Source organism: Streptomyces sp. NPDC003393 (assembly GCF_053589015.1).
In genome coordinates this window covers 50,982-69,635 of record NZ_JBSFRB010000017.1, presented here as the reverse complement: position 1 = coordinate 69,635, position 18,654 = coordinate 50,982, and the positions used below count along the sequence as shown (strand labels likewise).

General features: G+C 69.9%; 18 protein-coding genes and 3 pseudogenes. 12 read left to right on the top strand and 9 right to left on the bottom strand.

Features of this window, described 5'->3' with window-relative positions; translation table 11 throughout:
* Positions 1–3: 3 nt before the first annotated feature.
* Both ACWDUZ_RS18570 and ACWDUZ_RS18565 read left to right on the top strand, forming a co-directional pair.
* On the top strand, positions 4–885 hold the full coding sequence (locus ACWDUZ_RS18570; RefSeq protein ID WP_451632870.1) for a helix-turn-helix transcriptional regulator: 882 nt from the start codon (positions 4–6) through the stop codon (positions 883–885).
* 214 nt (positions 886–1,099) lie between these two features.
* A complete protein-coding gene (locus tag ACWDUZ_RS18565; protein WP_451632869.1) occupies positions 1,100–1,849 on the top strand; it encodes an SDR family oxidoreductase in 750 nt (249 codons plus the stop codon).
* 268 nt (positions 1,850–2,117) lie between these two features.
* Here the strand turns inward: ACWDUZ_RS18565 and ACWDUZ_RS18560 are convergent.
* Positions 2,118–2,345 (bottom strand): annotated as a pseudogene (locus ACWDUZ_RS18560) (zinc ribbon domain-containing protein); the annotation flags it as partial.
* 21 nt (positions 2,346–2,366) lie between these two features.
* Positions 2,367–2,561 (bottom strand): annotated as a pseudogene (locus ACWDUZ_RS18555) (hypothetical protein); the annotation flags it as partial.
* Positions 2,562–2,794: 233 nt separating this feature from the next.
* Here ACWDUZ_RS18555 and ACWDUZ_RS18550 point away from each other — a divergent pair.
* From ACWDUZ_RS18550 to ACWDUZ_RS18525, 6 genes and pseudogenes are all read left to right on the top strand, one after another.
* Positions 2,795–3,337, top strand: coding sequence for an ATP-binding protein (locus ACWDUZ_RS18550; protein WP_451632868.1), 543 nt, complete (start codon positions 2,795–2,797; stop codon positions 3,335–3,337).
* 619 nt (positions 3,338–3,956) lie between these two features.
* Positions 3,957–4,100 (top strand): annotated as a pseudogene (locus ACWDUZ_RS18545) (NF041680 family putative transposase); the annotation flags it as partial.
* Positions 4,101–4,463: 363 nt separating this feature from the next.
* The gene (locus ACWDUZ_RS18540) at positions 4,464–4,904 is read left to right on the top strand and encodes a VOC family protein (RefSeq protein WP_451632867.1); all 441 of its coding nucleotides are present in this window, start codon (positions 4,464–4,466) and stop codon (positions 4,902–4,904) included.
* Between the two features lie 311 nt (positions 4,905–5,215).
* Entirely contained in the window at positions 5,216–6,331 is a 1,116-nt protein-coding gene (locus ACWDUZ_RS18535; protein ID WP_451632866.1) for an ABC transporter permease, read from the top strand.
* A complete protein-coding gene (locus ACWDUZ_RS18530) occupies positions 6,328–7,245 on the top strand; it encodes a helix-turn-helix transcriptional regulator (RefSeq protein ID WP_451632865.1) in 918 nt (305 codons plus the stop codon). Before ACWDUZ_RS18535 ends, ACWDUZ_RS18530 begins: the two co-directional genes overlap by 4 nt.
* A gap of 138 nt (positions 7,246–7,383) precedes the next feature.
* Complete coding sequence (locus tag ACWDUZ_RS18525; RefSeq protein ID WP_451632864.1) at positions 7,384–7,632, top strand: hypothetical protein; 249 nt, start codon at positions 7,384–7,386, stop codon at positions 7,630–7,632.
* 11 nt (positions 7,633–7,643) lie between these two features.
* Here the strand turns inward: ACWDUZ_RS18525 and ACWDUZ_RS18520 are convergent, their stop codons facing one another.
* The gene (locus tag ACWDUZ_RS18520; protein ID WP_451632942.1) at positions 7,644–9,077 is read right to left on the bottom strand and encodes an ATP-binding protein; all 1,434 of its coding nucleotides are present in this window, start codon (positions 9,075–9,077) and stop codon (positions 7,644–7,646) included.
* Positions 9,078–9,517: 440 nt separating this feature from the next.
* On the opposite strand from ACWDUZ_RS18520, the gene ACWDUZ_RS18515 reads away from it, so the two are divergent.
* Both ACWDUZ_RS18515 and ACWDUZ_RS18510 read left to right on the top strand, forming a co-directional pair.
* Positions 9,518–10,375, top strand: coding sequence for a DUF1963 domain-containing protein (locus tag ACWDUZ_RS18515; protein WP_451632863.1), 858 nt, complete (start codon positions 9,518–9,520; stop codon positions 10,373–10,375).
* Positions 10,376–11,069: 694 nt separating this feature from the next.
* A complete protein-coding gene (locus ACWDUZ_RS18510; protein WP_451632862.1) occupies positions 11,070–11,318 on the top strand; it encodes a hypothetical protein in 249 nt (82 codons plus the stop codon).
* A gap of 166 nt (positions 11,319–11,484) precedes the next feature.
* Here ACWDUZ_RS18510 and ACWDUZ_RS18505 read toward each other — a convergent pair whose 3' ends face one another.
* Positions 11,485–12,180, bottom strand: a complete 696-nt coding sequence (locus ACWDUZ_RS18505) for an alpha/beta fold hydrolase (RefSeq protein ID WP_451632861.1) — start codon at positions 12,178–12,180, stop codon at positions 11,485–11,487.
* 72 nt (positions 12,181–12,252) lie between these two features.
* Between ACWDUZ_RS18505 and ACWDUZ_RS18500 the strand changes: the two genes are divergently transcribed.
* Complete coding sequence (locus tag ACWDUZ_RS18500) at positions 12,253–12,882, top strand: TetR/AcrR family transcriptional regulator (RefSeq protein WP_451632860.1); 630 nt, start codon at positions 12,253–12,255, stop codon at positions 12,880–12,882.
* 52 nt (positions 12,883–12,934) lie between these two features.
* Here the strand turns inward: ACWDUZ_RS18500 and ACWDUZ_RS18495 are convergent, their stop codons facing one another.
* Positions 12,935–13,939, bottom strand: coding sequence for a helix-turn-helix domain-containing protein (locus ACWDUZ_RS18495; protein ID WP_451632859.1), 1,005 nt, complete (start codon positions 13,937–13,939; stop codon positions 12,935–12,937).
* A 102-nt stretch (positions 13,940–14,041) separates the two neighbouring features.
* Here ACWDUZ_RS18495 and ACWDUZ_RS18490 point away from each other — a divergent pair, with 102 nt between their 5' ends.
* Positions 14,042–15,073 (top strand): saccharopine dehydrogenase family protein, encoded by a 1,032-nt coding sequence (locus ACWDUZ_RS18490; RefSeq protein ID WP_451632858.1) that lies wholly within the window; start codon positions 14,042–14,044, stop codon positions 15,071–15,073.
* Positions 15,074–15,146: 73 nt separating this feature from the next.
* Here ACWDUZ_RS18490 and cpt read toward each other — a convergent pair whose 3' ends face one another.
* Genes cpt through ACWDUZ_RS18470 form a run of 4 tightly spaced genes read right to left on the bottom strand, consistent with a single transcriptional unit; the run spans position 15,147 to position 18,641 of the window.
* Positions 15,147–15,680: a chloramphenicol phosphotransferase CPT gene (gene cpt / locus ACWDUZ_RS18485; protein WP_451632857.1), complete on the bottom strand. Its 534-nt coding sequence runs from the start codon at positions 15,678–15,680 to the stop codon at positions 15,147–15,149.
* A 56-nt stretch (positions 15,681–15,736) separates the two neighbouring features.
* Positions 15,737–16,567 (bottom strand): ABC transporter ATP-binding protein, encoded by an 831-nt coding sequence (locus tag ACWDUZ_RS18480; RefSeq protein WP_451632856.1) that lies wholly within the window; start codon positions 16,565–16,567, stop codon positions 15,737–15,739.
* Positions 16,564–17,640 (bottom strand): FecCD family ABC transporter permease, encoded by a 1,077-nt coding sequence (locus ACWDUZ_RS18475; protein ID WP_451632855.1) that lies wholly within the window; start codon positions 17,638–17,640, stop codon positions 16,564–16,566. The genes ACWDUZ_RS18480 and ACWDUZ_RS18475 overlap by 4 nt, the downstream gene beginning before the upstream one ends.
* The gene (locus ACWDUZ_RS18470) at positions 17,637–18,641 is read right to left on the bottom strand and encodes a FecCD family ABC transporter permease (RefSeq protein WP_451632854.1); all 1,005 of its coding nucleotides are present in this window, start codon (positions 18,639–18,641) and stop codon (positions 17,637–17,639) included. Before ACWDUZ_RS18470 ends, ACWDUZ_RS18475 begins: the two co-directional genes overlap by 4 nt.
* Between the last annotated feature and the right edge of the window lie 13 nt (positions 18,642–18,654).

Below are 18,654 nucleotides of genomic sequence, written 5' to 3'. Positions count from 1 at the left end.
CGCATGAACACCGACGCGGGGAACCGGCTCGGGCAGTTCCTGCGGGCCCGCCGCGAGCTGCTCCGGCCCGAGGAAATCGGCATGCCGACCGACGGCCGGCGCCGTGTGACGGGCCTACGCCGGGAGGAGGTCGCACGGCTCGCCGGCGTGAGCACCGACTACTACGGACGGCTGGAACAAGGGCGCGAGCGTCACCCGTCGCTCCAGGTGGTCGACGCGCTGGCCCGGGCACTGGAGTTGGAGGAGGGCGCGGCAGAGCACCTCCGCCGACTCGCACTCCCGCGCCCTGGGAAGCGGCACCGGGCCCCTCATGACGAGCACGTCAGCTCACGACTGCTGAACATGATGGCTGCCTGGCCGCAGACACCTGCCGTGGTGCTGGACCGCTGTCTGCGGGTGCTCGCGGCCAACGCCCTCGGCAGGGCACTGTTCGACGGCCACACCTACCGCGATGACCTGTTGCGGCTGGTGTTCCTCGACTTGGACGCACCTGAGTTCTACCCGAACTGGGACCGCGTGGCGGCGAACACCGTCGGAGGCCTGCGCGCTGCCGTCGGGACCGACTACGACGATCCCCACCTCATCGAGACGGTCGACGAACTGTCCTTCAAAAGTGAGTCCTTCCGCCGTCTGTGGGCCCGCCACGACATCCGACAGAAGACGCAGGAGACCAAACGCCTTCGCCACCCTGTGGTCGGAGAACTGACGCTGCACTACGAGTCGTTCACTGTGAACAGCGCTCCCGGACAGCAGCTCGTCGTCTATCAGGCCGACCCGGGCAGTCCGTCCGAAGAGGCCCTGAGCCTGCTCGGCAGCTTCACCGCCGACCGTGCCGTCGCCGAAACGGTCCAAGAGCGCTCAACTGCGACGCGGGGGCCTGTGTAGCCCGAACGCTGTCTGACCGGCACTCGTTGAATTCGTGTCTCCGTTCACGTCAGGCGCCGGCGCGACCATGCCGCCGCCCCGCAAGCGCCCCCTACCGCACTGACTGCGACTGCCGTCGCCCCCATCGGCCTGCCGCGGCGCCCTCGGTGCCGCCTCCGAAGTCAGGCACGGGCACACGCTCGGCGCAGACTTTCCACCACCCAGGAGCAACACCGTGACCACGCCTCACCCTGAGACCACCTCCTCCAAGATCGTCGTGATCACCGGCGCGAGCAGCGGTATCGGCCGGGCCACCGCACTCCAGCTCGCTCGCGAAGGCCACCAGGTCGTCCTGGGCGCCCGCCGCGGGGACCGCCTCGCCGAGGTCGCGCGCGAGATCGAGACCGGCGGGGGTACGGCGGACGTGCGTGTTGTCGATGTGACCGACCGCGCAGACGTCGCCGCCTTCGTAGATGCCGCCGCGGAACGCCATGGCCGGATCGACGTGATCGTCAACAACGCCGGTGTGATGCCGTTGTCCCGGCTCGATGCGCTGCTGACCGAAGAATGGGACCGGATGATCGACGTCAACGTGCGCGGCCTGTTGTACGGGATCGCCGCCGCGCTGCCGCACTTCGAGCGGCAGGGAGGCGGTCACTTCGTCACCGTCGCCTCGATCGGCGCCCACCAGGTATCGCCGACAGCTGCGGTCTATTGCGCCACGAAGTACGCCGCCTGGGCCATCACCGAGGGCCTGCGCCAGGAAGTCGACCCGAGCATCCGCGTCACGACCGTGTCCCCCGGTGTGGTGGAGTCCGAGCTCGCCGATTCCATCAGCGATCTGGGCGCTCGGGAGGCGATGCGGACGTACCGAGCGAACTCGATCCCGGCGGACACCATCGCCGGCGCCATCTCCTACGCGATCGGACAGCCGGAGTCCGTGGACGTCAACGAACTCGTCATTCGCCCGACCGGACAGCGCTGATGCCTGTCCGGCGGATCAAGTCGCAGGGAACGTACGGTGGCTGATCGACCCTGGTGAGCGGGGCTGGTGCGTCCGGATGCAAGGCGGAGGAGGGAGTCGACGCGGAGCGTCGGCAACCGACGACAACGCCGCTGGGGGTCCCCCACGCCCTGGAGGCAGTGGGGGAAGGGCGTGCCGGCCCCCACGTGTGCCGCCAGTGCGTTTCCACTCCCTTACTGAACGTTGGAGACAAGTGTTGACGCTCTCCCCCCTGAAGGGGGGGAGATTCTTACGGCTCGCGCCGTGAGACTTCCTGTTTCATCGTCGACTGCCCGCCCGGAGAACTCCGTTGAGGTCTTACACCAGCTCCGCAGGCCGACACCGCCCGTCCGGCGGCCAGCAGGTTCTTCGCTGCGTTCACATCCCGGTCGTGGGTCGTTCCGCAGTCGCACGTCCAGGTGCGGACGTGCAGCGGCATCTTCTCCTGCAAGGCGCCGCAGGCGGAGCACAGCCGTGTCCCTGCTCGTGGTGTAGCTGATCAATCAGTGGTCGTGTTGGTGGTGTTGGGTAGCGCGGGGGCGCTTTCGGGGCGCTCGGCGGGGTAGAGCTGGTCCATGCTTCCCTCGGGCAGGTAGCGGCGGGGGAAGGCGATCCGGGCGTGGATCCTGGCGACCTTGCGCCGGGCCTTGTCCCGGTTCGCCGAGCCCTTGGTCTTCTTCGCCAGGCGGCGTTGCGTCGGAGGACTCGCACAGCCTCGAGCACTGGCGGTGCCGGTGCCGGGAAGGATCACCAGCCACCCTGGCGGGCCGGGCCCGCCAGGGTGGGACTGACGGTCCCTGGGTGCGTCAGGTCCTGGCTGACAGCCCTGCCCCACATGAGGCTGGTCACAAGGCCACGGATCGGTCAGCGATCCAGATCCCTCACAGACGCCGGTACCGTGCCACCGCTCGACAAGCGAGGCCCGTCATGCACCGATCCACAGACAAGCACTTCACCGCCGACACCACATCCGTGCGCGCAGCCCGGCACTTCCTCGCGGCCACCCTCCTGGCATGGGACCGGACCGAACGCCTGGACGACCTGGTGCTGTGCCTGTCCGAACTCGCCTGCAACGCGGTCGATCACACCGCCGTCTCCCCCGACGGCTTCACGGTACGACTGCACGCCGACTCCCACGGCATCCGCCTGGAGGTCCACGACACCCACCATGGCCAGATCACCGTCCAGCACCCCACCGACGAGGACACCTCCGGCCGAGGCCTGCTGATCGTCGACGAACTCTCCGACCAGTGGGGCGTGACGAACGAACGGCCCCGCGGCAAGATCGTCTGGGCACGCTTCGACTCCACGGCCGGCCACCACATCGACACCCGACCCCCGCACCGGACCGCACAACCAGCCGACCATCGAGCAACACAAGCACAATGCCGCACTGCACCACAGTGCCGAGTGCCGCGTTCTGCCACACGGCACCACTGCCAGATCACAACCGGGCGGCCAGGCGTCTGAAGATCGGCACGCCGGTCTCCCGCATTCGGTACCGACCGCGGCGCGTCGTCCCAGGCGGCGCACTGCAGCCGGAGTCGCTGGTCGTGTGGTGTACGGGATCAGGTGGCGGGACGACACACCGGCAGGCCACCCGGAACTATGGCGACGAGGCCGCGCGTCTTGTCGGACGCTCCGCTCTCGAGGTGCCGCTGGGGCAGAAGTGACGAAAGGCGATGTGCGCAGATGGCAACAATCCAACCTGGCAGTGATTCTCTGCCGCCCTGGATGCTGAACGGCACCCTCATACCCCCTTCCGGTGACCCGGCCGGCCCGCCGACAACGCCGAGCGCGAGGTGGCGGGGGTGACGGTGTCGTGGATCGCTGACCTGATCAGTGGTGGTAGTGCGGACATGCGTCGAGCAGCCGGGACGCCTGTCGATGGCGTCCCGGCTGGCGAGTGACCGATGAGAGAAGACCTACCGCAGCCCATTGACGAACGCGCCGCCTGCGACGGTCGTGGCCGGCCTCTCGCAATCCCGCTGACACCAGACCAACGCCACGACAGTCTCCGCGCCCGACGCCCGGAGACGGCATGACCACCGTCACCGCCTGGCCCTCGACGGCTCCCTCCAGGTCATCGAGGGTCGGCATCGAGCACACCTCCCGCCCTTCCAAGCAGGCGCTCGGCCGGGCCACCCCGACGATCCGCACACCCGAGGCCGCCGATCGCTGGACCTGGCTGCTCGTGGCCTCCCACCTGCGTCTGGCCGGCACACCGGCAGCCAGCCGGCCGTCCCGGGTGAACACGCACACGGCAACTCCGACCACCCCGCCGTCGAACTGGATGCCATTGGGCCGGCTCGAGAGCCGGATGCATGGTGCCCGTCGTAGTCCGTTACAGCGCCGACGCATTGAGCTTCTTCGAGTTGGCGCTGCGTGGTCTGTTGCACAACGCCGCGGACCTCAAGTCCAGGTCTGTCGAGGCCGTTTGAGGACGAGGATGTCGTATCTACGCCTGTGAGAATCTTGCCGGAGCGGCTTCAGCCCGTACGCCGAGAGTCGCCGCCGCGCACCGGCCACCGTCACCATGGTGGTACAGCTGTTCCTACCGTTCAATCCTCCCTGGTTACAGGGTGGGCCAGAAGTCATGCTCACTCCCATGAACAGTCCTCTCTCTCACGACCATGTCGGGATCAGCGTCACTCCCGAGGATCTCGACGCCACGATCGAGTGGTACTCGAACAAGCTCGGCTTTACTGTCGAGCGCAGGTTTGAGTCCCATGGGACGGTGTTCGTCTTCATCGTCAACGGGGACGTCAAGATCGAGCTGCTCGCCGGCGCGGCGAACCGCAATCCGACGCCGCCCGACAACGTGCTCGCGAGCCTGGACCCGGAGCGCCTGCACCATTTCTGCATCGCCGTCGACGACCTCGACGCGATGGTGTCTCAACTGCGCGACCGTGACGTGCCGTTGATCGGCGGCCCCATGGACGTCCCCGCGATCGGCCGGCGCATCGCGTTCGTCACCGACAACGTCGGCACCATCATCGAGATCAGTGGGCCCGGAGCCTCACCCTCTGGCGAGTGACAGGAACCGCCCGGCTTTCATCATCGCGACGTTCCTCGGACAGGAGCCTCGCGGTGCGTGCGGCCGACGGCCGCGAAGCCGCCGGACTGCGCGGCACCGTCGTGTCCTTCGCACCAAGTCCTGGGCCCGCGTCCCAGGTTCGGCAGGCATCTGGGCGAAACCATGACGTCGGAACGCCGTGATCGACGAAGGCCCACCGGCCCGATCGCACACCAGTGAGGCCGCCCGGGGCGGGCATCGGCCCGCACCGATCGCTCGTCCCGGCCGACCACCAGGACCACTCACCACACATGGGAAGGAAGGGCCGAACCTTGACAGCCCCCCGTAGCATTCGGCCGGAGCGGGCCACGCATCACAGCGTGGGGGACGGCACCCCCACCACACGCGGCTCCAACACCCGGAAGGCGGTCCTCGTCCCGACGATGGTCGGGCTCGTGATCGGCACACTGTTCGTGACCATATTCCTCGCCGCCTTCCACACCCCCGAGCCGCACGGTCTGCCCGTCGGGATCGTCGGCTCCACCTCACAGGTCGAGGCCGTCGAGCAGAAGCTTGTGACGAACTCACCGGGAAAGGTCGCGTTCACCCCCTACGCATCGGTCGACGCTGCACAGGACGCCGTCGAGCATCGCCAGGTGTACGGCGCGTATGTCGTCTCCGGTGACGGAGCGAGTACCCGGCTGCTGTACGCGGGAGCGAACGGCCCTGCCGTCACAAACACACTTCAGGGCATCTTCGGAACCGTCGCGCAGTCCTCGCAGGCAACGCTGGAGAGCCAGGATGTGGCCCCCACGTCCAGCGGTGACACCCGGGGCCTGTCGATCTTCTACTCCGGATTCGGTCTCGTGCTGGCAGGTTATCTGTTCGGTCTCGTCTCCTCCCAGATGGCGCCCCGGCTGCCCCTGCGCCGACGCCTGCTGAGCCTAACCGCCTTCTCCACCGCCGGCGGTATCACGGTCGCACTCACAGCCGGCGGAACCGGCTTCAATGCTCTGCCGGGGAACCTGGCCGCCATCATGGCGGTCACGATCCTGATGGCGATGGCCGTCGGATCGGCCACACTGCTGATCATGCGCGTGGCCGGCCCGGCCGGAACTCTCCTCGCCTCATTGATCCTTCTCATCCTCGGCAACGCCACCAGCGGCGGCACCCTCCCACCGGCCTACCTTCCGGACTGGCTGCGTCCGCTCTCGGAGATCCTTCCCGTCGGCCTCGGTGTGCGCGCACTGCAGGGGGTGTCCTACTTCGGCGGCGACGGCTACCTACGCGGTATCGTCCTGCTGACCCTGTGGGCCCTCGGGAGCGCCGCAGTCCTGTGGGCCCTCGACCGGGCCGCTGCGCGCCGCCACGACGGCCCGTCCACAGCCGCCGCACCCCCTGTAGATCTCGCCGTGACGACCGAGCAAGCAGGAAGATGGACGGCATGACAAACATCCCCGGGACCGGACTCGGCGAGATGATCCGCATGTGGCGGGACCGGCTGCCTCCGTCGGCCGCGGCACTGCCGGTGGGCCGGGCACGCCGCGCGATGGGGCTTCGGCGCGAAGAACTCGCCGAACTCGCCGGTGTCTCGGTCGACTATGTCGTACGCCTTGAGCAGGGACGGGCCAAGACGCCCTCGGCGAGCGTGGTGGCGTCTCTGGCACGTGCCTTGCAGTTGTCGAACGCCGAGCGGGACCACATGTACCAGCTGGCCCAACTCGCCCCGCCGGAGGACGGCGAGATCTCCGATCACATCCCGCCCGGTGTTCAACGAGTGCTCGCCCGGCTCAAGGACGTCGCGGTCGCCGTGTTCGCGGCGGACTGGCAGCTGATCTGGTGGAACCGCAGCTGGGCGGCGCTCCTGGGCGACCCCTCCTCGTCTCCCCCGCGACTGCGCAACTTCGCCCGCGACAGATTTCCGCTTGAGAGAGGTCCGGCCCACCTCGCACTGTGGCCCGTGACCGAAATGGACAAGGACGCCGTGGACGCCGCCGTCGTGGCCGACCTTCGCCACGCCACCGGCCGTTTTCCCCGGGACACCCGTCTGGCAGAGCTGGTGCGCGACCTGCGCGCGGGCAACCAGCGGTTCGCCGACCTGTGGGCGACCGGTGCGGTGGCCGCACACCGGGAGGACCACAAAACCATCGAGCACCCTTCGGTGGGACAGGTCACCGTGGACTGTGATGTGCTGACCGACGGTGACTCCGACCTCAAGATCGTGATCATGACTGCGGCGCCCGCCAGCGCGGACGAGACCAAGCTGAAACTCGCTTCGATCGCTGGTGCACCGGACACCACGCACAACTCGCCACACGCCGGTGGGCGGACTCCGAGCCGGCCAAGGACGGAAAGCTCATAGCGCCGCTCAACCCACCGCTCCTCTCCTGTCGGCGGCCGTGATGAGGCCGGTTCCTCGGCCGGTGTCAGGCCACTGAGAAGGACGTGCAGGTCGCGGTGTTCTCGCCGGCGGGGGTAGAGAGAGCCCACGGTGCGGGCGTTGTCCTGGGCCGATGACCCCCGCGTCTCCTCCCGTCTGGACGCCGGCTGGATGACCACTCTGCGCTCCAGCTTCGGCCGCTACCCCCAGGGCAAGCTCTCCGACGTCCTGGACACCGTGAAGGCGCTGCACGACACCGGCGTCGATGTCCTCGTCGGCACCGACGCCTCCGTGCCTCTGCGCTGCGGGCCCGCCTTGGCTGTTGTGAACGGCGGGCCCGTCGGTCACGAGGCACCCACGGGCCGCTGAGCCGGCGTTCCCTACCTCCAGGCCTCGACCAGGTCCTCCGGGCCCCAGTGTGCGGCCAGTGGCAGACTGCTGGTGACGCCGCTGCGGGAGACCGCGACCAGCGGGGTATCCGGGCCGACCCCGGGCACGGCGAGCATGTCCCGTGCCAGGACGTCGTATTCGTGCCGTCCGAACGGGCGGTCTTCCAGCCATTTGATCGAGCCCAGGAAGTGCACTGTGCCGGCCACGGGCTCACGGCCGGCGCCCACCAGGTCGACCTCGGGGTTGTTCTGCCGGTTCCACCAGCCGCCCACCGCTTCGGTGGCAGGCCAGCGGTCATCGGGCAGCAGCCGCTCCAGCGAAGCACGGATCAGCGGTTCCACGGCCCGCCCTCGCCAAGTGGTCCAGGAGCGCTCGATGCGCTCCAGCGCCAGGTCTCCCCGGCCGCGTTCGATCAGTGGAATTCCCCGCTGCACGAAGGCGAGCCAGAACCGCAGGTAGGGATCGGCGATGCGGTAGCGCTTGTTCTTGCTGTCAGGCTTCACGGACAGCGGCAGGTCGGTGGCGATCACCCGCTTGGCCTGGAGTGTGTTCAAAAGAGGGGACAGCGTCCCCGAGGGCAGCGCCCCTGCGCCGCCGGCCTGCGCCGCGATCGTCGAGAAGGTGCGCTCGCCGCTGCCCACCGCTTCCAGTACCGCCCGCGAGTGCGACGCCTCGGGGAACTCCCCCAGAAGCGTGAGTTCACCGGCCACCAGCAGCGGGGAGAGCGGATTGGCCACCGCCTCCCGCAGGAAGTCCCCACGTGTCATGCCCGGCCTCCACGACTGGACGATCTCCGGGAACCCGCCGGTGATCATCAGCGCATCCACCGCTTCCGCCGCGCTCAGCCGGGTCATCTCCTGCACGTCGGCCAGGTGCAGCGGCTGTACGGTCATCTTGGCCGCCCGTCCGAAGAACGGTCGCCCGTGCGACTGCAGCGCTTCCATCACCGACATGTCGCTGCCCACCAATAGCAGCAGCACCGGCTTGCCGGACAGGTACCGGTCCCAGACGGTCTGCAGTGCCCCCTCGAATTCCCCGTCCTGCTCCACCAACCACGGCACCTCGTCGATCACCGCGATGCTCGGGGCATCGTCCGGCAGCGCCACCGCCAGCTGCCGCAGCGCCTGGTTCCAGTCCGCCGCCTGCAGCCCCGCCACCAGTTCCGCACCGGCCAGCGGTGACTGGCCGACGGCGGCCGCGAAGTCCGTCCGTTCGGCTATCGGGTTCCGGCCCCGCGTTGCCTGGAACACCACGTACGGGAGCCCGGAGCGGTCGCAGAACTCCTGCACCAGCCGTGACTTCCCCACCCGCCGCCGACCTGTCATGAGCACAGCCCGCCCCCGCGTGGCGCCCGTACCCTCGGCCACCGCCTTCAGTTGCCGCGCGAGCAGCCTCAGGTCGGCCGCTCTGCCCTTGAACTCCATCGCCGGCCTACCCTCAACCAAGAAACGTAGATTCAATCTTACGTAGATTGAATCTTACTTAGGGTGCCTCTTTTCGACCGGCAGCAGACCGGCGACCATGCGACGCCCTCCCCCACCCGGGCTCAGTTCGATCCGGCGCCCATGGGGCTCATGCCCTGCCGGGCGCAGGCCGGCTCCCGAAGGCGTCCAGACGGAGTTCGGCGTCACTGACCGAGATCACGGATGCATCGGCCGGCATGGGTTCCTCCTCGCTGTGGCCAGTGTGCGGGCACGGCGTCAGCGGCGTCGCGCTTCTCCGTGCGCGATCGGCGGGGCGAAGCGGGCGGCGCCCGCCAGGACCACAGACCCGGCCATGACAATGCCGACATCACGGGGTACCGTCCGGCATCGCCTTGTCCACGAGCCCGAGGCGTGTCAGCCCGTGTCCCTATAGTGCTCGCATGATCCCGGACACACTGAACCGCTTCCGTGAACAGGCACTCGCCAGCGGCATTCCGTCGGCGGATGTGGAACGGTGGGTCGGCACCGCCCGCCCCTGCGTGAATCTCGATTGCACGGGGGACGGGCCGGTGGTGGGCCGGCTCGGCGGACCCGTGACGCTTCCCGCCGACGCCCCTGACCCCTGGTGTCCCCTGGCCGCCTCCATCGACCTCGCGGCCCTGCCCGCGGACGCGACTGACCTCCCCCTGCCGCCGGACGGCCAACTCCTGCTGTTCGCATACCCCCGGGTGGACTGGACGACTACCCCTCCCACCCTGAACATGGGCGAGGTGAGGTACGTCCCTGCCGGTACGCCCGTCGAGGAACGCCAGATGGATCTCATCTTGGAACCGGACGACTTCGTCACCCGTCTGAAGTTCCCGCAGGACGATCTGCGTCGTGTGAAGCCCGCTGTCTCCCTGCCAGAGCACCTGTCGATCATCGACCCGGGACCGCCTCGCGAGGTCAAGGATTTCCCAGAGCACCCCTATGCCGGGGAACTGATCGAGGCGTGGATGGAAGTGCCACAAGGAGACGTCACTCATCCGGGTCTCCAGATCGGCGGATACGCCGTGGACGAGCTCGGCGAGTTGGACCCTGCCATGATGGCCGGACAGCTCGCGTCCATAGAAGAGGACGCGAGCCGACGACCGAAGACCGGGGCGGAAACACGTCCCGAGGACTGGGTGCTCCTCGCCCAGTGGTGGCATGGGATTCAAGGCCTGGAGATGGCACTCTTCTACTGGGCGATCTCAAGGGAGGATCTGGCCGCACGGCGTTTCGACCGGGCGTTCGCCACCATGACCTGGAATCCCTGACACCGGAGCCGGTCAGCACGGGCGGCGCCGTCGTGGACGCTTCACCGAGCGATGTGGTGGCCCTCCGCGCCGCCCGGCTCAGGATGCAATTCCCCCACCCCTGATGAAGGGGCGGGGTTCCTCGCAAGATCAGGCTGAAGCACCGAGATTTCTATCCTGCGATCCCTGGGAGGTGCCTTGCGGACCGCGGGCAGCAAGACTGACGGCCGCCTTGGGCCAAGGAAGCCTTGGCCCCGCCGCAGCGGTCGCAACGGAGGGAATGCACGTACGGTCAGCTGAGGTGCCAGAGCTGCCACGTATAAAGGGCGGCAGACGCATCACAGGCCCAGGTCGAGCAGCTACGCGACCAGTACGGGCCGCCCGCCCGCGAGCCGTGGAGCGAGCAGCAGACCGCCACGTACGAGACCGCGTGGCGTGTCTGGCGTGACCTCGCCCGCGACATCCAGGCCGCGATCACCCAGTACGCGAAGGATGAAGGCCGGCCGCGGAACGAGGTCGAGGCCGGCGTGGAGAAGGCCGCGTGGCACGCAACCGAGGACGGCTCCTAGGCTAGGAGCTGTCGCACCGTCGCCCACCCCTGTCACCCCATCGTCGTCGGGCCGGAGCAACGACGGCCTGGACATGCTTGAGTCCTTCGCCGCGCTTTGAGGCAGAACTCCCGTCTCGGTTGTCACGGCGACCAGGAGCCTCGCCGTTGCCTTCGGGTGCTTCCACCGGGAAGTGGTCCTGGGCCGGTGACAGCCGCCGCAACCACCAGGCGGCACCTCTTGTCGTCGCGCTCATCAGCCAACTGGGCTGTTTGGACGCCGAGCCTTCCATCGCCTCGCTGTACCGAGCCCGTGCCGAAGCCGAGGCAACCGGCGCACCGGCCGGGCCGGAGATCATCCGCCCCGCGCCGACCGACGAGGAATGCGGCGCCGGGCCTGTCAGCGGCCCGACCTGAAACCGGCCGTGGGCGGAACCTGCACGTCACCAAGACCGTCGTGAGTGCCGAGGGAGAACTGGCCTCTCACTGAGCAGATCGAAGAAGCAACGACGGACGTCGTGGCCCAACTGCTGGCGCACGGCCTGGTCCACGGATCGCCGGCCCGGCTCGTCCGCGGCTGCCGTCACAGGCTCAGCAGCAGGTCCCGGACCGCGGCGGGCTGGGAGAGGAACGGGTGGTGGCCGGCGTCGAGTTCGACGATGCTGCCGGCACGGCGGGCGAATTCGCGCTGTAGCCGCGGCGGGGTGCCCCGGTCCTGGGTGCAGACGAGGTACGTCGAGGGCACCTGCTGCCATGCGGCCGCCCCGACCGGCTGCCCGGTCACGTGCACGCTCTGCCGGGCGAGGTGGTCCGCCGCCTGCGCTTGGACCTCGGGGTCGCAGTCCTGCAGGAACGTGTCCACGAGCAGCTCGTGGCGGACCCCGAAGGTGCCGGCGTCGGGGTCGACGTCGAGGAACGGGGCGGGGCCGCCGTCCCCGAACTCCGACAGGCTCTGCCCGACCTCGGGCAGGTAGCTGGAGACCAGCAGCAGGTGGCGTACCGACCCGATTCCCGCAGCGGCTTCCGCGGTGACAATGCCGCCGTAGCTGTGGGCGACCACGACGGTCGGCTCGTCGCCGGCCTGCAGCACCTTCCGTACCGCGGCAACATCCTCGGACAGCCCCGGACCGCCGACGCCACCGGGCTGGCCCGCTTCGCCGCAACTCGGCAGGCCCGGGGCCACGCTCGTCACCCCTTGCTCCTGCAGCAGCTCGGCGGTGCGGTGCCACCACCACGACCCGTCCCGCACGCACGCCCCGTGCACGAACACGACCCTCATCGCTACCTCCACGTCTGCCTTGCCTTTCGGTCAACGGTAGACGTAATAACTGTTACGTGAAAAAGTAGGGCCATGGGCAGACGGCCAGAACCGCACATCAAGGAGAGGCTTCTCGATGCGTGTGCTGATCACGCCCTCGCGCACGGCCTCCCCGACCGGCTCAAGCCGCTGGCCACCGCCACCGGCACCTCAGCCCGGATGCTGATCTATCACTTCGGCACCCGCGACGCCCTGCTGCGGGCCGTCCTCGGGCGCGCCCGGCAACGTCAGCTCGACACATTCGGCGACCTCCTGCGGGTACGACCCGACGAGCCGTACACGGCCACCCTGTATCGCGCCTGGACCTCCATCACCGGCCCGGACGGGCAGCCGTACCTGCGGATGTTCGGCCGGCTGCGCGAGAACGCGGGGCAGCAGTTGTGGCCCGACTTCCGGCGCACCGCGACGACCGACTGGCTCGGCCCGCTCGAGGACGGCCTGCGCAGCATCGGCCGGCCGGATCTCGCAACGCTCGTTCTCGCCGTCATCCGCGGTCTCCTCATGGACCTCGACGCCACCGGCGACACCACCCGCACCGACCGGGCCTTCCGCGACTTCCTCGACGCATTCGAGCACCTGTCCAGCGCCACCGCCCAACCGCATACCGCTCCCAGGAGCGCCAGCAGCAGCACGGCCAGCACCGACACGACATCGCGCACGTAGGCCCTCTCGTACAGCCGCGGCCAGACGGCAAGCAATAGACACGACCTGTGGATCAAGCCCGTGGCAAGCCCCCGGAGCCTCCCCTGAATGGTGGACACGACACTGGATCTACTTGGCGTGTCCCTGAGCGGAAGGTGCGTCGGTAGGTGTCCGGGGGCACGCCGACCGTGCGGTTGAAGTGGCGGCGCAGTGTCGTGGCGGTGCCCATGCCGGTGGCCTCCGCGATGGTGTCGACGCTGTCGTCGGTTTTCTCGAGGAGTTCCTGGGCGCGGCGGATCCGTTGGGTGAGCAGCCACTGCAGCGGGGTGGTGCCGGTGGCCGCGCGGAAGTGGCGGCTCAGGTTGCGCGAGCTCATCCGCGCCCGGCGTGCGAGGTCCTCCACCGTCAGTGGCTGGTCGAGGCGCTCCATGGCCCACGGGAACAGGGCGGTGAGCGGGTGGTCGTCCCGGGCGGGCACGGGTGTGGTGACGAACTGGGCCTGGCCGCCGGCGCGGTGCGGTGGCACGACCAGTCGGCGGGCGGCGGCGTTGGCGACGGACGAGCCGTGATCGAGGCGGATGAGGTGCAGGCACAGGTCCAGCGCGGCGGCCTTGCCCGCGGACGTGAGCACGCTGCCGTTGTCCACGTAGAGCACGTCCGGGTCGACCTCCACCTCGGGGTAGCGGGCGGCCAGGGCGTCGGTGTGTGCCCAGTGCGTGGTCGCGCGCTTGCCGTCCAGCAGGCCTGACGCGGCCAGCACGAAGGCGCCCGTGCACAGGGAGGCGACGCGGGCTCCCGCCTCGTGGGCTGTGCGTACCGCGTCCACGAGGTCGGCGGGCGGGTCCTCGTCGATGTCGGCCCAGCCGGGGACGATCACGGTGTCGGCGTTTTGGAGCCGGTCGAGTCCGTGGTCGGGCTGCAGTCGGAACCGGCCGAATTGCACGGTGTCCGGTCCGCAGATGTCGAGGTCGTACCAGGGGCCTGCCACTTGGGCCGGGGCGGTACCGAAGACCTCGTATGCCAGGGACAGTTCGAAGTGCAGCATTCCGTCGGTGACGGCCAGCGAGACAGAACTCATGTCCGTAATTGTATGTGTGATGTCGTTCCGGACACTGGTGGTGGGTTGCTGCTCCCCGTCAGGATGGCCGCAGTTGACCGTTCGAGTGTGGGGGCAGGAGCCATGGGGTCGGGGCAGATGGTGGTGGTGTTCGGCGCGTACGGGCACACGGGGCGGTTCGTGGTGGCGCACCTGCGCGAGCGGGGGTTCGTTCCGGTCCTCTCCGGCCGTGACGCCGGCAAGCTGCGGGAGCTGGCAGTGTCCTGTCCCGGGCTTGAGGTGCGTACGGCAACGGTCGACGACCCGGTCTCACTCGCCCGCGCGCTGGCCGGTACCGCCGCGGTGGTCAACTGTGCCGGGCCCTTCGCCACGACCGCCGCTCCCGTGATCGAGGCGGCGCTGCGCGCGAAGATCCCGTACGTGGACGTGGCGGCTGAGATCGAGGCCAACGCCGACACGTTCGCGCACTTCGCGGACCGCGCCCGCGCCGCGGGAGTGGCCGTCGTCCCCGCGATGGCCTTCTACGGCGGCCTCGGCGACCTGCTTGCCACCGCGGCGATGGGCGACTGGACCGCGGCCGACGAGGTGCACGTCGCGTACGGGCTGGACAGCTGGCACCCCACGCAGGGGACCCGCGCCGCGGGCGAGGTCTCCGCACAGCGGCGGAACGGGCGGCGCGTCCGCTTCACTAACGGGCGGCTGGAGTACCACGACGATGCCCTGACCACCTTGAAGTGGCCGTTCCCCGACCCGCTGGGCCCCCGGACCGTCCTCGGGGATTTCACGATGGCCGACGTCGTCACCGTCCCCAGCCACTTGGCCGTCCCCGAGGTCCGCACCTACATGACCACCGAGGCGGCCGGTGATCTGGCGGCCCCGGACACACCGGCGCCGACCGCGGTCGACGAGCGCGGCCGGTCGGCACAGACCTTCCTCGTCGACGTCGTCGTCCGCTGCGGCGGCGCCGAGCGGCGCGCCGTGGCCAGGGGCCGGGACATCTACGCGGTCACCGCGCCGCTGGTGGTGGAAGCGGTTGACCGCCTCCTGACGGGACGGACCAGGACGGCCGGTGTCGCCTCGGCCGGCGAGATCTTCGACGCGGCCGGTTTCCTGCGCGCGCTGTCCCCGCACGTCTGTCTGGAACTGCGTCCCTAGCGCGCGGGCTGTCGCGCCGCGGCCTGACGCGTCCCGGTGCTGCGGTCACAGCAGCAGACGGCCGGGCCGTCGCTCACTTGGCATGTGCGGCGATGGTCCGTGCGCACTCCATCGCCTCCGCATGCGTGGTGTCCACCTCCAGGTCGTAGGTCACGCCCTGGTGGACCACTCCCGCCTGGGAGGCGGCCATTCCGATCGTCCGATCGCCTCGCGCGACCTCACGGCCTGTGGCGACCGCGGCGTCGCACCGGACGCCGACCCACAGCACCCGCAGTTCGCCCAGGGCTTTCTGCCATCGCTGCTGTGAGTCCGCTCCGCCGAGGAAGACCTCATCGACGATGACCCGGGCGCCGGCACGGGCCATCGTGGCGACCCCCGCGATCCATGCCGCTTCCAGGGTTCGGAACTCCGGACCGACGATCACCGTTCCGTCCGCAGCGAACTCGATCCCCCCGTCCGACGTCTGCATGGACGCGGGCATCGCGTCAACCAGCGTGTCTGTCCCCAGGGCCAGCCACGGATCGGGCAGGACCGCCTGCAGACACCGGACGATCCCGGACTTCCCCGAACTGGAACCACCGTTGAGAACGATCACCTGAGTCGTCACCGCGCCACAGTAGAGGCACCAGGGCAGGGCTCGAAACAGATTTCCGCGTCCGTCGGTCAGCGGGTCCGCTCCTGCTGCAGGGGTGCGGGCTGCCAGGCGTGGGAGGGGACGACGAGGGGGCCGCCGGTGACCGGGTCGGGCACGACGACGCAGGAGAGATTGAAGACGTCCTGGACGGTCTCGGCGGTGACGACCTTGTCCGGCGCGCCCTGGGCGACGATACGGCCGGCCTTCATCGCGACGAGGTGGTCGGCGTAGCGGGCGGCCTGGTTGAGGTCGTGGAGGACGGCGACCACGGTGCGGCCCCGTTCGTGGTTGATCCTGCGGAGCACGTCCAGGACTTCCACCTGGTGCGCGATGTCCAGATAGGTCGTGGGCTCGTCCAGCAGGAGCAGGTCGGTGTCCTGGGCCAGTGCCATGGCGATCCACACCCGCTGGCGCTGGCCGCCGGAGAGTTCGTCGACCGGCCGGTCGGCGAGGTCGGTGACGCCGGTGCGTTCCATCGCTTCCCCGACGGCCCGCTCGTCGGCCTCGGACCACTGCTGCCACCATCGTTGGTGCGGCTGGCGGCCGCGGGCGACGAGGTCCGCGACGGTGATGCCGTCGGGTGGGGTGGGGGACTGTGGCAGGACCCCGATGGTGTGGGCGACCTGGCGGCCGGGCAGGCGGGCGAGTTCGGTGCCGTCCAGCAGCACGGTGCCCCGCCGTGGCTTGAGCAGGCGGCCCAGTGCCCGCAACAGGGTCGACTTGCCGCAGGCGTTGGGGCCGACGATGACCGTGACCTTGCCGTCGGGGATCTGCAGGTCCAGGTTCTCGACGACGACGCGGTCCTCGTAGGCGAGGGTCAGGTCCTGGGCCGTGAGGCGGCTGACGGGCGGGGTGTTCATGATGCGCCTCCGGAGCGGCCGCGGGTACGGGCGATGAGCCACATCAGGTACGGGGCGCCCACCGCGGCGGTGAGGACTCCGACCGGCAGCTCGATCGGGGAGAACAGGCGACGGGCCAGCAGGTCCGCGGTCACGACGACCAGTGCGCCGGTCAGTGCCGAGGACAGCAGGGGGATCTGGGCCGTGCGGGTGAGCCTGCGCGCGATGTGCGGGGCGAGGAGCGCGACGAAGTCGACCGGTCCGGCGGCGCCGGTCGCCACGGACGCCAGTACGACGCCGAGCACGGTCAGGCCGAGCCGGACCCGGTCCAGGCGTACGCCCAGTGCGGTGGCGGTGTCGTCGTCGAAGGACGCCCCGCGCTGGGCCCGCGCGGCCCAGGCGGCCGCCGGGACGGCGAGCAGCAGGACGAGGGCGAGGGGGCGTGCCTCCGCGTAGCCGCGGCCGTTGAGGGAGCCGGTCAGCCAGATCTTGGCCTGCTGGGCCACCAGGTAGTCGCCCTTGGTGAGGAACAACTGGGTCAGGGAACCGAGTGCGACCGACACACCGATGCCGATCAGCACGAAACGCGCCGCGTGGGTGCCGCGCCGCCAGGCGAACAGGTAGACGAACAGCGCGGCCGTCAGGCCGCCGGCGACGGAGACGTACGGGAGCGCGTCGGAGGCGACGGCGTCGAAGCTCAGGGCGGCGACCGTGGCCGCGCCCGCGCCGTGCGTGACACCGATGACGTCGGGACTGGCCAGCGGGTTGCGGACGACGGTCTGCACCAGGGCGCCCGCGACACCGAACGCGGCCCCCGTCAGCAGTGCGACGACCAGCCGGGGCAGGCGCAGCGTGCCCACCACCAGCTCGTCGGGGCTGGGCCGGTCGAGGAGCACGCGGACGACCTCGCCGGGAGGGACGAAGGACTCGCCGACGCACAGGTACGCCACCACCGCGCAGGCGAGCAGCACCGTCAGGGCGGCGGCCACGGCGACGGAGCGCCGGTGCACGAGGAAGCTGGCGCGTCCCCGGCGCAGCACGGCGTGGCCGGCCGGGCGGACGGTGAGCGGGGCGGTGGCCGTGGTCCGGCTCATGCGGGCACCGCCCTTCGCCGGCGGACGAGCACGATCAGGAACGGCACGCCGATCAGCGCGGTCATGACGGCCACCGGAACCTCCGAGGGCGGGAAGAGGATGCGGCCCAGCACGTCGGAGCCGAGGATCATCACCGGCCCCAGCAGTGCGGCCAGCGGCAGCACCCAGCGGTGCGCGGTGCCCAGCAGGGCACGGGCGATGTGCGGCACGGCCAGGCCGGTGAACGCGATCGGGCCGGCCGCGGCCACCGCCGCGCCCGTCAGCACGGTCGCGCCCAGCGCGCCGAGCATGCGCAGCAGGCCCACGTTGTGCCCGAGGTTCTTCGCGGCGTCGTCGCCGAGCGCGAGCGCGTCCAGGCCCCGGGCCAACGCCGCGGCCAGTACCAGGCCGGCCAGGAGGAAGGGCAGGAGCTGGCCGATGACCGCGCTGTCGCGTCCGCTGATCGAGCCCACCTGCCAGAACCGGAACTCGTCCAGCGCGCGGGCGTCGGTGGCGGAGATACCGGACACCAGCGAGGCGAGGAAGGCGTTCATCGCGGCGCCGGCGAGGGCGAGTCGGACGGGCGAGGCTCCTGCGCGTCCGCGGCTGGCGATGGTGTACACGCCTGCCGCCGCCAGGGCCGCGCCCGTGAACGCGAACCATACGTACCCGCTCACCGTGTGCACGCCGCCGAACGCGATCGCGCACACCACGCCCAGCGAGGCGCCCTGGCTGATGCCGAGGATGCCGGGTTCCGCGATGGGGTTGCGGGTGATGCCCTGCATCATCGTCCCGGCGACCGCGAGTGCCGCGCCCGCCATCACGCCGATGACCGTGCGGGGCATCCGCAAGGACCGCACCACCTGGGCGTCGTCGCTGGTGCCCCCGTGGAGCAGGGCCTGGATCACCTGGCCCGGTGCTATCTGCCGGCTGCCCACGGCGAGGCTCAGCAGGACGGCGATCAGCAGCATCGCCGTGCCGGCCAGCAGCCAGCCCGCCCGGCGGCGAAGAAGTGGCGACATGCGCCGCGCTCGC

Bases quoted from the DNA above. Each gene is read 5' to 3' on its own strand.
- ACWDUZ_RS18570 (WP_451632870.1), top strand. From the start codon at position 4: ATGAACACCGACGCGGGGAACCGGCTCGGGCAGTTCCTGCGGGCCCGC.
- ACWDUZ_RS18550 (WP_451632868.1), top strand. From the start codon at position 2,795: ATGCACCGATCCACAGACAAGCACTTCACCGCCGACACCACATCCGTG.
- ACWDUZ_RS18540 (WP_451632867.1), top strand. From the start codon at position 4,464: ATGCTCACTCCCATGAACAGTCCTCTCTCTCACGACCATGTCGGGATC.
- ACWDUZ_RS18530 (WP_451632865.1), top strand. From the start codon at position 6,328: ATGACAAACATCCCCGGGACCGGACTCGGCGAGATGATCCGCATGTGG.
- ACWDUZ_RS18520 (WP_451632942.1), bottom strand. From the start codon at position 9,077: ATGGAGTTCAAGGGCAGAGCGGCCGACCTGAGGCTGCTCGCGCGGCAA.
- ACWDUZ_RS18515 (WP_451632863.1), top strand. From the start codon at position 9,518: ATGATCCCGGACACACTGAACCGCTTCCGTGAACAGGCACTCGCCAGC.
- ACWDUZ_RS18505 (WP_451632861.1), bottom strand. From the start codon at position 12,180: ATGAGGGTCGTGTTCGTGCACGGGGCGTGCGTGCGGGACGGGTCGTGG.
- ACWDUZ_RS18500 (WP_451632860.1), top strand. From the start codon at position 12,253: ATGGGCAGACGGCCAGAACCGCACATCAAGGAGAGGCTTCTCGATGCG.
- ACWDUZ_RS18495 (WP_451632859.1), bottom strand. From the start codon at position 13,939: ATGAGTTCTGTCTCGCTGGCCGTCACCGACGGAATGCTGCACTTCGAA.
- ACWDUZ_RS18490 (WP_451632858.1), top strand. From the start codon at position 14,042: ATGGGGTCGGGGCAGATGGTGGTGGTGTTCGGCGCGTACGGGCACACG.
- ACWDUZ_RS18480 (WP_451632856.1), bottom strand. From the start codon at position 16,567: ATGAACACCCCGCCCGTCAGCCGCCTCACGGCCCAGGACCTGACCCTC.
- ACWDUZ_RS18475 (WP_451632855.1), bottom strand. From the start codon at position 17,640: ATGAGCCGGACCACGGCCACCGCCCCGCTCACCGTCCGCCCGGCCGGC.
- ACWDUZ_RS18470 (WP_451632854.1), bottom strand. From the start codon at position 18,641: ATGTCGCCACTTCTTCGCCGCCGGGCGGGCTGGCTGCTGGCCGGCACG.